Raw genomic sequence first — 13,677 nt, forward strand, 5'->3', positions numbered from 1 at the left:
AGTTGATGATATGTTTAAACTAAATGGGTTTTCTCGTGCAATAAGAAAAAGTGCGGTCATTTTGGGCTACGTTTTGTTGTTGTCTTGCGATAATCCAACGCCACCGCCCGCAACCGTTGCGCAAAAAGAAACGCCGATAGCACCGGAGATGACGGAAATTCTACCGCAACCCGGCGTATTAACCCGCGGAATATACAGCAATTTTCAATTTGATCCTCATCATTTAGAAAATGATCAACAACAAGCCTTGTTGCACGATATATTTGAAGGTTTGGTTATCTATGATCCGCAAGGCAAGCTTTTTCTTGGCGTAGCGGAGCATTGGGAAACCGGCGATAATAAAAATTGGGTGTTTATTTTGCGTGAAGATGCTAAATGGTCCAATGGCGATCCTTTAACTGCGGCGGATTTTGTGCGTAGCTGGCGCGAGTTAGCCACCTCGCAAAGCCCGTTGAAAACCTACTTGGCATTTTTAAATTTAAAAAATGCTAATGAGGTGATGATGGGCAAAATGCCGGTGGAAAAATTAGGCATTGAAGCACTGGATGAGCGCATTTTGCGCATTATGCTGGATAAAAAAACGCCATATTTACCGGCGATGCTGGCGCATTCCGTATTGCTGCCGAGTCATCCGGCTTCTGATCCGAAAAAAATTATTGGCAATGGCGCCTATCAATTTACCGAACAACAAGGCGATACTGTTATTTTGACACGTAACCCTTATTATTGGGGTAATGCAAATGTCTATTTTGAGCAAGTTAATTATCGCAAAGTCACCTCGGGTGAAAGTGAAAATAACCTTGATTTAATTGAAAACGTACAAAATATCACACCGGAAACGATGTTTTTACCGAAATTATGTAGTTATTTTTATGAATTTAATTTTGCGGATCCAATGTTGGCAAAAAATGAGGTACGCAAGGCGTTGCGAGCCATGCTTTCTGTGCGAAATTTGGTGCCGCAGGATGGGCAACGTATGAAGGCTTCCGTCAGCTTTTTGCCACAATCCATGCAATCGGAGCAAGAGGGCAACTGGGAGCCGATTTTAGTAGAAAATTTATTGCAAGCAGAGGGGATTAACGATAAATTCCCGTTGCAATTAACGTTAACCTTTGATCAAGACCGTTTTCACCCGCAAATTGCCCAACGTCTCATTCAAGCTTGGTCACAATCGGATATGATCCGCATTCACGCCGATCCGGTTTCTTGGCAAACTTTATTAGAAAAACGAGCCGGAGGTGATTTTCAAATTATCCGTTCCGGCTGGTGTGCGGATTACAATGATTTGTCAGCATTTTTGATTAATTTTCATTCTAAAAGCCCCGATAATAAAAGCGGCTATGCTAATTCGGAAGTAGATCGATTATTAGAGGAAAGCACGGAAAAAATCTCTACTCAAGAACGCGGAGCCATTTATAACCAAATTGTGCAATTATTGCAAAACGATAACGTTGTGTTGCCGATTTTCCAATATCGTACTCCGATTTCCGTCAACCCCGATTTACTTGGCATTGACACCAACAATCCGACCGGCATAATTTACAGTAAGGATTTGCGTCGCGCAAACTAAAAAATTAGAGTTCATCTACTACAGCCCTTGAGAAATTAGCGAAACAATATGGTTTAATGCACGAGATGTGACGAAGCAACGTGAAAATTCAATGTCTTGCATGGTGTTCCAACTTGTCCGTTGGCAATGGTTGAAGCGGAACGGGTGTTGCCGGATTTTATTAGTGAATTGGGTAACGTCATGGCGAAACATCAGCTTGGCGAAGTATGTATTATTATGCGAATTACCGGTTGTCCGAACGGTTGCGGACGCGCCATGCTGGTGGAAATCGGTTTAGTTGGTAAAGCGGTCGGGCGTTATAATTTGTATATCGGTAGCGATCGTACGGGATTGCATATTCCGCGTCTGTATAAGGAAAATATCACCCTTGAGCAGATTATTCAGGACAGGAATTGGATGCACCGGTTGGTTTATGTTTAAAAGGGCGGTCAAAAAATGAAGCGTTTGGTGATTTTGAGATCCGTAAATGCATTATCAAACCGGTCGTTAATGCTGCGGTGGATTTCTGGGCTACTGGCACTTCTTGTGATTAAGTAGATAAGCTTTTTATTTCTTCTATCAAAGATCATACTTTAAATAGTTTCAAATACCGCTTGAAGGGCGGTATCTATTCGCTTGATTTAATTTTTTTATTAAGATTAAACCAATTAATAGATTAATTATCCGCATAATAATCAACATTTTCTCTTGTAAATAATTCCTTTTTTAATTTCAAATATATTTGATTGATAAAAATCATTTTGATCATTTTGGATTAATGAGTGTGATTTTGATCACAGTATCTTTTAGTGATCTCAGTTACACTTAGTGTCAGCATAAGATAAGAAATATCGGATAAAATAGGCTAAAATAGGATAAGGTGCTTTATTCTATCTATTTCTGTTATTTTAATATAGGTAACATTATAGGTTTTTAACCGGCTTTGTTTTTTATATTTTTGATTGAAATAAATCAATTGAAGGGTGGTTAAAGCAAAGTGTGTTATTGAAATATGTCGGAGTTGATGAAATTTAGTCAGTGATTAATTAAGGAGGGGAAGATGAAACATGTGTTGGGTATAACAATGGGAGATGCTGCCGGGATTGGTGCGGAAGTGATTGTTAAGGTGTTGGGAGAACCACGGATTTATGATTTGGCAAATCCGATTATAGTTGGTGATAAAAAGATAATACAGCGGGCATTGGAAATTGTGAAATCCGATTTACAAATACGAACTGTCGCTGAGGTGGATAATTTACGAAGTGAATTTGGGTATATTGATGTTATTGATTTAGATAACCCCTTCCCGTGGATCTACCGTTTGCACAAGTAGATGGTCGAGCGGGGAAAGCAGCATATGAGTATATTGAAAGTGCGGTCAAATTAGCACTAAAAAATAAAATTCATGCCATTGTGACGGTGCCACTCAATAAAGAAGCATTGCATGCCGGAGGCAAAAATTTTCCGGGGCATACAGCAATTCTTGCTTACCTTAGCCAAACTGAAGATTTTTCTATGATGTTAATTTCTGAAACGTTAAACGTTATTCACGTGACAACACATGTTTCAATGCATCAGGCTTGTGATTTGATTAAAAAAGAGCGGGTATTGACAGTCATTAGGCAGGCAAAAGAATACAGTAAAATGCTTAATTTTACTCATCCTCGTATTGCTGTTGCGGGGCTTAATCCGCACGCGGGGGAAAGCGGTTAATTTGAATGAATTCGATATTGTCGTAGTGATGTACCATTATCAAGGGCATATTCCGATTAAGTTATTAGGTTTTGATTCCGGTGTAAATGTCACGGTAGGTTTACCGTTTATTCGCACTTCAGTAGATCACGGTACTGCATTTCCTATTGCCGGAAAGGGAATTGCAGACAGTCGTAGTATGACTGCATCGCTTTATTTAGCTGCCAAAATGGCGAATGTAAAATATGCAAAATAAGGAGAAGCGCATGGCTACTAATCAATGGAAACATATTGAGAAAACGATTATTCCTTTGTATGACGGGATGAGTAAAATTCCTGGCGGAGCAATGGTTATTCCGCTAATTTTAGGTTCAATTATTGGTACTTTTTTTCCTGAGTTTCTTGGGATTGGTTCGTTTACTACAGCACTCTTTAAATCATCGGCAACACCGCTGATCGCGTTGTTGATTTTTTCAACAGGAATGCAAATTACATTACGTAGCTCAGGTCCGGTATTAATCTATACTGGAGTTATTTTATTATGTAAAACAATTATACCCGCGGCATTAGTAATCATATTAGGGCAATTTATTGGAAATGCAGGTGTGATGGGGGTATCGTTATTGGCGATATTAACTGTTGTTGCAAATTCAAATGGAGGAATTTGGTTGGCTTTTACCGGGAAATACGGTGATTATCGTGATCAAGGTGCTTATGTTGCATCTGCAGTAAATGATGGACCTTTCTTTGTTTTATTATTTTTAGGGGTGTCTGGTTTGGCGGATATACCGTTATCTTTGATGTTGGCTGCGGTTATTCCTTTGTTGATCGGCATGATGGTAGGTAACTTAGATCCAAAGTGGACAAGTTTAATGAAGCCGACAGGCGCAATTGTTATCCCGTTCTTTGCTTTTGCGTTGGGAATCGGTATTAATTTACAGGCAATTGTAACCGGCGGTATGACAGGGCTTGTGTTAGGTATTTTATCTTCAGTTTTTACCGGCTTCCTTACTTTTATCGGATATAAATTCCTATTGAATAGAGGACACCAATCCGGAATAGGTTTTGCGGCGGGCACAACAGCCGGTAATGCGATCATTACGCCGGAAATTGTTGCACAAGCTGATCCAAGTCTCGCCCCATTTGTTCAAACTGCAACAGCACAAATTGCTGTCGCAGTATTAGTCTCCGCTATTTTAGCGCCATTACTGGCAGCTTGGGTTTTAAAGCATCAAGGCGGTTTTGTTGAATAGCGTAGCAGAGGTAATGAGTATTAAAAAAGGAATTCAGCAGATTTATTTAAAAATTGATTCAACAATGCGAGGATCCGTACAGCATCAAATTAAAGGGGCATTAACTGCATGGACAACCCGCTATCCTAATGCTAAAGCAATAATTTGTCCCGCGTATCCCGATATGGGCGGGTAATTAAAAATGGTTGTCTATATGTAAATGACGTTCCTGTTAATCACACCGCTTCCGGAAAAGACGCTATTTGCCCGGTAACGTCCCCGTTAATAACGGATCTATTACCTGAAGCCATTGTTTTGCCTTGCCTTTCCGTAGAGGAATTAGTAGAAAAAATTTATGCTGTTGAGGCAAAACAAATTGTGATAGAAGCGGAAAGTCATTCTGATCTTAGCAGGATTGCTATGGTTATCCATCAATTGGGGAATAAAATTATTCCGGTCGGGTCAGCAGGACTTGCTGAAAAATTAAAATTATTACCAAAGCACAAAAAACAGCTAAAGTAAAATTGAAGCGCACTTTAATTGTAGTAACATCGATCCATGAAACCAGTCAAAATCAGGTTGAGCAATATATTTCTACTTTGGGAGGAAAAGCGATTGTATTCAATCCGTCTCCATCACAGCTTATTAACCGTCGAATTTCTGAATCAGCATTAAAACAGCAACTTAAGGCTTTAATTCATACAAGTAAAGAAAATGTCATTATCCGTGCTAATCCGGCTAAGATAATAAATGAGGGAAATAATCTTTATGATATTACCAAAAAAATTGCAGATTATTTGGCAGATTTAGGTCAATATGCGTTAGATAATTAAAAATTTGATAGCTTGATTTTATTTGGCGGTGATGGTGCAGCAGCATTATTGGGTAAACTGGGAATAACCGAGATGCGGATATTATATGCTATAGTACCAGGTGTTCCATTTTGTATCGTTGATGACGGAGCATATTCAGGAATGAAAGTGATGACAAAATCAGGTGGTTTTGGCGATCTAAATTTGTTAAATGAAATGATGGAAATGTAGTGTTTTTTTAAGAAATAAATACTAAACCCTATCGGCAGCTATCAATAGGGTTTAATTTTTTTATAACAGGGATAAAAATCAGGCTATAATAACCTTATTTTCCCTGTTTGAAGATAATTATGTCACAACAACGCCGAGAAGCTATTTTACTTTTTCTAAAAAATCATAATGTAGCAACCGTTGAATAGTTGGTTCGGGTTACTGCTGCCTCCCCTGCAACTATCCGTCGTGATTTAATCAAATTGGATAAAGATGGTGTGATTATCCGCACTCATGGCGGTGTCGGGCTAAAGGATTTTATTCCGTTTCAACCCTCAACTAATGAAAAAATGTTAAAACACATTATCGAAAAAGAGCGTATTGCAGAATATGTGAGCAGTTTGATTATGCCGGGTAGCTCAATCGTATTGGATGCCGGAACAACGACACTATGCCTTGCCAAAAAACTGGCACATATGCCATTAAGGGTTATTACGACGGATTTACATATTGCGTTATTACTGTCTGAATATAAACAGATTGAGGTAATAATAACCGGTGGGAGAGTAGATAATAGTAGTCAGTCGTGTATCGGTTCGTATGGCGTTAATTTATTGAGTAATATTTATCCTGATTTTGCTTTTGTCAGTTGCAATTCATGGAGTATGGAGAATGGTATAACAGCACCAACGGAAGAAAAAGCCTATCTTAAGAGAGCGTTATTAAAGAATGCTAAACGTAAAATCATGGTAGCAGATAGCAGTAAATATGGGCAATGTTCGCTTTTTTGTGTCGTACCTTTAAATGAATTAACAGATATTATTACGGATAATAACTTATCACCTGAAGCTCAAAATGAAATGAACAATAATAACTTTATATTGCATCTTGTTTAATTAATTTACCGAAAGAGTGAAATTTTAAGGAAAATGATGATCTTTTTACGAAGTAAGTTCAGTCGTATTTTTATAAGTTATCTTCTCTTGGTTAAGTATTTTTCAAATTTATTTCCTTTTAATCTTTTTAACTTATTGCAATATCATAAAAAACTGATTTTATCAGCGACATTGGCGGCTGATTTGGATAAATGGCTGTTATACTATAACTATCACCAAACTTATCAAGGAAAAATGTGCTGCAAAAGCACGTCGATAGTAACATTGCTTGATGGAAAATGGATTTTGTCGGAAAAGAATTTAAGCTCAAATTAATCTGACAGCCACTGTTATTTTAAACGTGACTGTCAGATAGGGGGCTGTCTTTAAGCCTAATTTGAGTAAACTGCTATTACACTCCGGGCGCTTTCTATAGTGATGTGGTTAAACCGCTATCTACGAGTTGTAGCTGCTTGGCGTAGATATTTGCCCATTTTATTTTATGTTGTTTATAGTGTTGATGGCATTCGATATTGGGTTTATGTTGGCGTTCAAATTTCACTAATTTCTTACCGGCTTCGGATAAAGATGGGTAAATACTGATCCCTACACCTGCTGCAATTGCACAGCCTAGAGCCGTCGCTTCCTTGACTACAGGAATGTTAACCGTTAAACCTGTTACATCAGCTAAAATTTGGCTCCAAAGTTTCCCTTTAGAACCACCACCTGCAAATACAATACTTTTGAGTTTAACGCCTGAGAATTTTTCTACTTGCTCTAAATTGCAAGAAGATACAATTGCGGCATTTTCTTCTAAGGCTCGGAATAATACGGGTTTATTGCATTTTTCCGGATCAATAGAAAGATTTATAAATGAAGGGGAAGCATGATACCAAGATTTAAAATGCATTGCATCGGAAAAGATGGGAATAACATTATTGGCACCGACGGGAACACGTTCAGCCATCTGTTCTAATAAAGTATAGGCATCAGTCCCCAGTTTTTCTGCAAGGCGTTTTTCTTCTTCGCAAAATGCCTCTCGGAACCATCGCATTGTTAATCCGGTAAAAAAGCTAATAGATTCGGCTTGGACTAATGGTGAAATTACATGAGGATTTACACGTACATTCATTTCCGGATCAGTTATTGGTTCAGGTAAATTCACAACCTGTTGCCAAAAGGTTCCACCAATTATGGCTGCTTGTGATGGTTCTGTAATCCCTAAACCAATACAACCTAATTGCACATCGCCACCGCCTACAATGACGAGAGTACCCGCACTTAATCCTGATTGTTGGGCGGCTTGTTTTGTAACATATCCTAAAATTGAACCTGTTTCTTTAACAGGCGCAAGAATAGTTGATTTCAGACCTGCCATATCGAGGAATTCTGGCGACCATTGACGCGTTTTGAGATTTAATATCCCTGTTGTTCCTGCATTAGACGGTTCAACCGCTAATTCCCCACTTAGCATGAAACCTAGCCAATCGCTGATCATGGTAATGGTTTTAGTTTGTTGATAAATATCGGGGCGATGATGTGCTAACCAACGTAAACGTGGTAGCGCACTTAATGCTAAAGTTTGCCCGGAACTATTGTAAAGTTGCTGTTCAAAGGTATAGTTATTTAGCGCTTTGAGTTCATTTACTTCTGTTGTTGCTCGCGCATCGACATTACCACAAGCCCAAATAGGGTGCTTATTTTCATTATATAGCACTATTCCTTCACGCATTGAACAAGTAGAAATAGCCGCTATTTGTTGTGGTAAAATCTTTGCCTCTTGTAAAGCTCTCTGAATACACTCACAGGTAAGTTGCCAATTATTTGTTAGATCAAACTCCATTGAGCCGGGAATATTTGGATCGGCTAAATGCATCCATTCTCTTGGTGCAGAAGTAATTTGATTGCCTGCTACATCAAAAACAACCGCTCTTACACTACCGGTTCCGGCATCTAATGCCATAAGATATTTGTTTGGATCACTCATCGTCTCCTCCTTATCTTGATAGGAAGAAAATAGCCACAATCATTCCACCTTACACCATTAAACCAATTGGGCCAGCATCATTCGAGCAGTCTTTTCTTCCGTAACTCATGAATTAATGTATTTACCTTGTAAAGCACTGAGAATTGCCTCTACTTTATTTTCGCCGCCGGCAATGCCAATAACATTTGGGATCTTTGTTAGTTTATCCAGTGACACGCTAATCAATTCTTCATGTAATGGCATATCAGGTTGTAAGCGACCATCTTTCTGCATAAAGTAGCCTAAAATGTCGCCAACCGCACCCTGTGAACGAAGGGTTTGTTGTTTTTATTCCGTAATATATCCTGTTCGTAATAGCGTCGCCTGTCCACATTGACGAGTTGCGCCAATACCTACAATAGCGACATCAGCACTACAAGCAGCAAGCATGATATCTCGCACGCAGGCTTCTTTCTTGAAAAGTTTAGCTGCTTCAATAGAAGATGCACGTAACGGAGCGGGGATCATGCTGATAGAACAAGATCCATCTAATTGACCGATTCCTTTCATATATGGTCCAACGCCACCCGATAACGTAATTAATCTAATGCCATTATGTGTAATAAAATCATTACTATATTTAATTGTTTGCATAATCGTTTCGCCAAAGCCTATAGCCAATAATTGGTTAGGTTGAAGTAAAGACATTAGCATTTGTGCGGAACCGATACCCAATCGCTCATTGATTTCATGTTGCTCTAGTTCTGGTAATATACGAATATGTCTTAGATTAAAGCGTTGTTGCAGAGCTTGTTCTAATTCAAGACAACCCGTAAAACGTGAATTAATTTGGACCTTAATGATGCCTTGTTGACGCCCCTTTTCTAATAAACGAGAAATTTTTAAACGAGGTAAACCCAATTTATCACCAATTTCACCCTGAGTAAGACGTGGTAATAGAACCAAGCAATTCTAGCCAATAACTCTTCTTCACTTATAGGCTGAGGTATTTCTGTGTAATCAAATCTTTTATCATTCATCATTTATTCCTACTAGCACTCTTTCCTAATTTAAATGTGAAAGAAAATATTTTATTTGGTTTAACACAACACGACAAAACAGAAGAAAAACTTACCGCACTTTTAAAAGAATTAAATAGCCATTTGAATTTAGACATGTTGGCGGGTTCGCTTGATGTGGCAGATCAACAATTAGTCGAAATTATGCGTGGCTTAATGCGTAATTCATCTATCTTAATTCTTGATGAACCAACTGCTTCATTAACACCGGTAGAAACGGCGAGTTTATTTAAGAAAATTCATTCTTTGTTAGAAAAAGGCGTTGGAATTGTTTTTATTTCACATAAGTTGCCGGAAGTTTGGCAAATTGCACATCGTATAAGTGTTATACGAGATGGCATCATTACCTTAACCGGACAAACAGCATCATTGAATAAAGATGACATTATTACAGCAATTACACCCAAATCAAAAAATGTGCAATTAACTGAAAGTCAAAAATTATGGCTCGAATTACCAGGTTATCATCGGATAAAAACAAAAGAACAACCAATTTTATACGTCAAAAATTTAACCGGTGAAGGATTTAAAAATATTACTTTTGAGATATTTCCTGGCGAAATTCTGGGACTCGCTGAGGTAGTTGGAGTGGGAAGGACAGAGTTGGCAGAAACGCTTTATGGTTTGCGTAATAAAAAATGTGGTGAAATTATATTTAATAATCAAGAGGTTAGTAATTTATCTGTTCAACAACGTTTAGATAAGGGAATTGTTTATTTACCTGAAGATCGTCAAGCTTCGGGGCTTTATTTAGATGCACCTTTAACGTGGAATGTTTGTGGATTAACTTATAACAAAATGGGATTTTGGATTGATACAAGTAAAGAAAGTGCGATGTTAGAACGTTACCATAGAGCGATGGGCATTAACTTTTCTGATGAACAACAAGCAGTTCGAACACTATCTGGCGGGAACCAGCAAAAAATTTTGATTGCAAAATGTTTAGAAGCGGATCCGGCATTATTAATTGTTGATGAGCCAACTCGTGGCGTTGATGTTGGCGCTAGAGCGGATATTTATCAATTAATTAGTCGTATTGCACAACAAAATGTGGCGGTGTTATTTATTTCATCGGATTTAGAAGAAATTGAACAAATGTCAGATCGGGTATTGGTGATGCATGATGGACATATTGACTATTCATTAAGTGGCGACCGGATTACCGCTAATAATATTATGCAATGGGTCTTTGGTGATGAGTAAGGAGATATAAAATGTGGAAGTTCATACAAGATAATCGAGAATTAACCATTTTAGTCGCAATAGGCTTTCTCTTTTTATTATTGGGGATAAGTGGCGGCGGTTTTTTCTTTGAAACCTTATTGATGATTTTCAGCTCTGCACAAATCGTTATTTTACTAACAATTGGAGCAACCTTTGTTATTCTAACTCGTAATATTGATGTTTCCGTTGGTTCCATAATGGGACTGTGTGCTGTTATTGCGGGAAGTTCATTAAACTCAGGTTTTGGTCTCGTTTCCGCTTTTTTAATTACACTGATGTGTGGGTTTATAGGAATATTAGTGACTCTTCTACGTATTCCGGCAATCGTTGCAACATTGGGAACCTTAGGATTATATAAAGGAATTATGTTGCTTATTACTGGTGGGAAATGGATTGAAGGTTTACCACAAGATCTGAAAACATTATCTGAGCCTTTGTTATTTAGTTTATCCCCAATGGGTTGCTTGGTTATCGCTTTAATTATTGCCATGTATTTTTTCCTAACAAAACGAAAATCAGGTCGTGATTTTTATGCGGTTGGGGATAATTTACAGGGGGCATTACAGCTTGGTGTACACATTGATATTGTTAGAGTTTCTGCTTTTGCAATAAACGGATTAATGGCAGCGATAGCAGGAATAGTTTTTACATCACAAATCGGTTTTGTACCCAATTCAACGGGGAGCGGATTAGAAATGAAAGCTATTGCCGCTTGTGTATTAGGTGGCATTAGTTTTTTGGGTGGTGCTGGTAATTTAATTGGTGCCGTTTTAGGAGCTTATTTTCTTATTCAAATTGATACGATTTTGGTTTTATTGAAAGTACCCGCTTATTGGAATAACTTTGTGGCCGGTATCGTATTGCTTGCAGTATTAGTCTTTGATGGACGTATTCGAGTTATGATTGCAAATAACTTGAAATTACAACGTTACGCACGTTTTTTAAAAGAAAATGAATAGGGAGGTTGCGCCATGTTAAATATAAAAAAATATGGTTGGGAAGCCACTTTATTCATCTTAGTGATTCTTGAGATTTTAGGTTTTGGTTTAATTAATCCTCGAATGCTGGATCTTAATGTTTTACTTTATAGTACGAGTGATTTTATTTATATTGGAATGCTTGCATTGCCTTTAACGGTAGTTATTGTTAGTGGTGGAATGGATATTTCCTTTGGTTCAACAGTTGGACTTTGTGCAATCTTATTGGGAGTATTGTTGAAATCTGATCTATCTTTAACTTTCGCCATTCCATTTACTTTTGTTATAGGGATATTTTGTGGATTAATCAATGCGAGTTTGATTATCTATACAAAAGTAAATCCATTGATAATTACATTAGGAACAATGTATCTATTTGGGGGCGCATTATTATTATCTGGTTTCGCAGGAGCAACAGGCTATGAGGGGATTAGTGGATTTCCGGATAGCTTATTAGAATTTTCCAACCGGACTTTATTTAATATTCCCACACCAATTATTTATTTTTTAATTATCACTATATTTTTCTGGGCATTTATGCACAGAACATGTGTAGGTCGTAGTATGTTCTTAATTGGACAATGTGAGCGTACATCTCGCTATAGTGCAGTACCGGTTCATCGTACACTTTTTATTATTTATTCTGCGACTGGCTTTATTGCGGCTTTTGTAGCAATTCTACTCGTTTCTTACTTTGGTTCTGCACGTTCAGATTTGGGTAGCTCTTTATTGATGCCAGTATTAACTGCAGTAGTTTTAGGCGGTGCCAATATTTACGGTGGTTCAGGCTCAATAATCGGTACAGCGATTGCTGCATTATTAATTGGTTATTTGCAACAAGGCTTACAAATGGCTGGTATTTCAAACGAAATATCCAGTGCATTATCGGGTGCATTACTAATCATTGTGTTAATTGGAAAATCTCTACGTTTACATTATCGTACTTTGGTCAAATAGATAAAAGTGCGGTGGAAAAACCAACAATTTTAGCGAAGTAGTACATCATCAACTATCCCTTAAATAGGAGAATTGACAATGAAATTTCAATTAAAATTGACCGTACTTGCAACGGTACTGGGTTTATCTGCTATCACATCAGTTCTCGCAGTAGAGCGTATCGCCTTTATTCCTAAACTCGTTGGCGTCGGTTTCTTTACGAGTGGTGGTCAAGGTGCAATAGATATGGGGAAAACGCTTGGTATTTCGGTCACTTATGATGGACCAACAGAACCCGGCGTTTCAAATCAAGTTCAGCTAATTAATAACTTTGTTAATCAAGGTTACAATGCGATTATTGTTTCTGCAGTTTCGCCAGAGGGATTATGTTCAACATTACAACGTGCAATGAAACGCGGCGTTAAAGTATTGACTTGGGACTCTGATGTAAAACCTGAATGTCGTAGTCATTATATTAACCAAGGTACACCGGAGCAATTAGGCTCAATGTTAGTGGATATGGCGGCAAGCCAATTAGACAAGCCACAAGCGAAAGTTGCCTTTTTCTATTCTAGTCCAACAGTTACCGATCAAAATCAATGGGTGAATGCAGCAAAAGCAAAAATTATGAAAGAACATCCGGAATGGAAAATTGTTACAACCCAATTTGGTTATAACGATGCAATTAAATCCTTACAAACTGCTGAAGGAATTTTAAAAGCTTATCCTGATTTAGATGCCATTATTGCACCGGATGCCAATGCATTGCCTGCAGCGGCTCAAGCGGCAGAAAATCTTAAAGTACGTTCAGTTGCCATTGTTGGTTTTAGTACACCGAATGTAATGCGACCGTATGTAAAACGTGGCACAGTAAAACAATTTGGTTTATGGGATGTGGTTAAACAAGGTCAGATATCTGTGGCAGTAGCCAATGAATTGCTGAAAGGCAAGGCATTAAATGTGGGAGCTAAAATTGATGTTCCTCATATCGGTACAGTGGAAGTTTCTCCGAATAGCATACAAGGCTATCACTATGAGGCAAAAGGTAATGGTATTGTTTTATTACCGGAACGTGTAGTGTTCACCAAAGATAATATCGATAACTATGATTTTTAGTTTAAAACA

The 13,677-nt window shown here is 38.0% G+C and carries 9 protein-coding genes and 5 pseudogenes; 12 read left to right on the forward strand and 2 right to left on the reverse strand.

Translation table 11 applies throughout. The features are described from left to right. Positions 1-10: 10 nt before the first annotated feature. The 8 genes and pseudogenes from CFY87_RS07380 (at position 11) to CFY87_RS07405 (ending at position 6,391) form a co-directional block, all read left to right on the forward strand. Positions 11-1,570: a peptide ABC transporter substrate-binding protein gene (locus CFY87_RS07380; protein ID WP_094946571.1), complete on the forward strand. Its 1,560-nt coding sequence runs from the start codon at positions 11-13 to the stop codon at positions 1,568-1,570. 26 nt (positions 1,571-1,596) lie between these two features. Beyond that, positions 1,597-2,103: pseudogene (locus CFY87_RS12285) on the forward strand (sulfite reductase subunit beta); the annotation flags it as partial. A gap of 506 nt (positions 2,104-2,609) precedes the next feature. Next, a pseudogene (locus CFY87_RS12585) lies at positions 2,610-3,497 on the forward strand (PdxA family dehydrogenase). A gap of 67 nt (positions 3,498-3,564) precedes the next feature. Then, positions 3,565-4,494 (forward strand): 2-keto-3-deoxygluconate permease, encoded by a 930-nt coding sequence (locus tag CFY87_RS07395; RefSeq protein WP_094946610.1) that lies wholly within the window; start codon positions 3,565-3,567, stop codon positions 4,492-4,494. 13 nt (positions 4,495-4,507) lie between these two features. Beyond that, a pseudogene (locus CFY87_RS12290) lies at positions 4,508-4,995 on the forward strand (four-carbon acid sugar kinase family protein). Between the two features lie 2 nt (positions 4,996-4,997). Continuing rightward, entirely contained in the window at positions 4,998-5,306 is a 309-nt protein-coding gene (locus tag CFY87_RS12295; RefSeq protein WP_236757385.1) for a hypothetical protein, read from the forward strand. Between the two features lie 12 nt (positions 5,307-5,318). After that, positions 5,319-5,516 (forward strand): nucleotide-binding domain containing protein, encoded by a 198-nt coding sequence (locus CFY87_RS12300; RefSeq protein ID WP_236757386.1) that lies wholly within the window; start codon positions 5,319-5,321, stop codon positions 5,514-5,516. Positions 5,517-5,704: 188 nt separating this feature from the next. Further along, positions 5,705-6,391, forward strand: coding sequence for a DeoR/GlpR family DNA-binding transcription regulator (locus CFY87_RS07405; RefSeq protein ID WP_236757387.1), 687 nt, complete (start codon positions 5,705-5,707; stop codon positions 6,389-6,391). A 409-nt stretch (positions 6,392-6,800) separates the two neighbouring features. Here CFY87_RS07405 and lsrK read toward each other — a convergent pair whose 3' ends face one another. After that, positions 6,801-8,333, reverse strand: a complete 1,533-nt coding sequence (gene lsrK, locus CFY87_RS07415) for an autoinducer-2 kinase (protein WP_419670255.1) — start codon at positions 8,331-8,333, stop codon at positions 6,801-6,803. A gap of 129 nt (positions 8,334-8,462) precedes the next feature. Then, a pseudogene (gene lsrR / locus CFY87_RS07420) lies at positions 8,463-9,376 on the reverse strand (transcriptional regulator LsrR). Between the two features lie 18 nt (positions 9,377-9,394). Between lsrR and lsrA the strand changes: the two are divergent. The 4 genes and pseudogenes from lsrA to lsrB all read left to right on the forward strand — a co-directional run. Beyond that, positions 9,395-10,618, forward strand: a pseudogene (gene lsrA / locus CFY87_RS07425) (autoinducer 2 ABC transporter ATP-binding protein LsrA); the annotation flags it as partial. An 11-nt stretch (positions 10,619-10,629) separates the two neighbouring features. Beyond that, positions 10,630-11,598 carry an autoinducer 2 ABC transporter permease LsrC gene (gene lsrC / locus CFY87_RS07430; protein WP_094946574.1) on the forward strand — a complete coding sequence of 323 codons (969 nt, stop codon included), beginning with the start codon at positions 10,630-10,632 and terminating at the stop codon, positions 11,596-11,598. A 12-nt stretch (positions 11,599-11,610) separates the two neighbouring features. Continuing rightward, positions 11,611-12,573 carry an autoinducer 2 ABC transporter permease LsrD gene (gene lsrD, locus CFY87_RS07435; protein WP_094946575.1) on the forward strand — a complete coding sequence of 321 codons (963 nt, stop codon included), beginning with the start codon at positions 11,611-11,613 and terminating at the stop codon, positions 12,571-12,573. Between the two features lie 78 nt (positions 12,574-12,651). Further along, the gene (gene lsrB / locus CFY87_RS07440) at positions 12,652-13,668 is read left to right on the forward strand and encodes an autoinducer 2 ABC transporter substrate-binding protein LsrB (protein ID WP_094946576.1); all 1,017 of its coding nucleotides are present in this window, start codon (positions 12,652-12,654) and stop codon (positions 13,666-13,668) included. Positions 13,669-13,677: the final 9 nt, after the last annotated feature.

It is taken from the genome of Actinobacillus seminis, assembly GCF_002263215.1.
Lineage (GTDB): Bacteria > Pseudomonadota > Gammaproteobacteria > Enterobacterales > Pasteurellaceae > Actinobacillus_B > Actinobacillus_B seminis.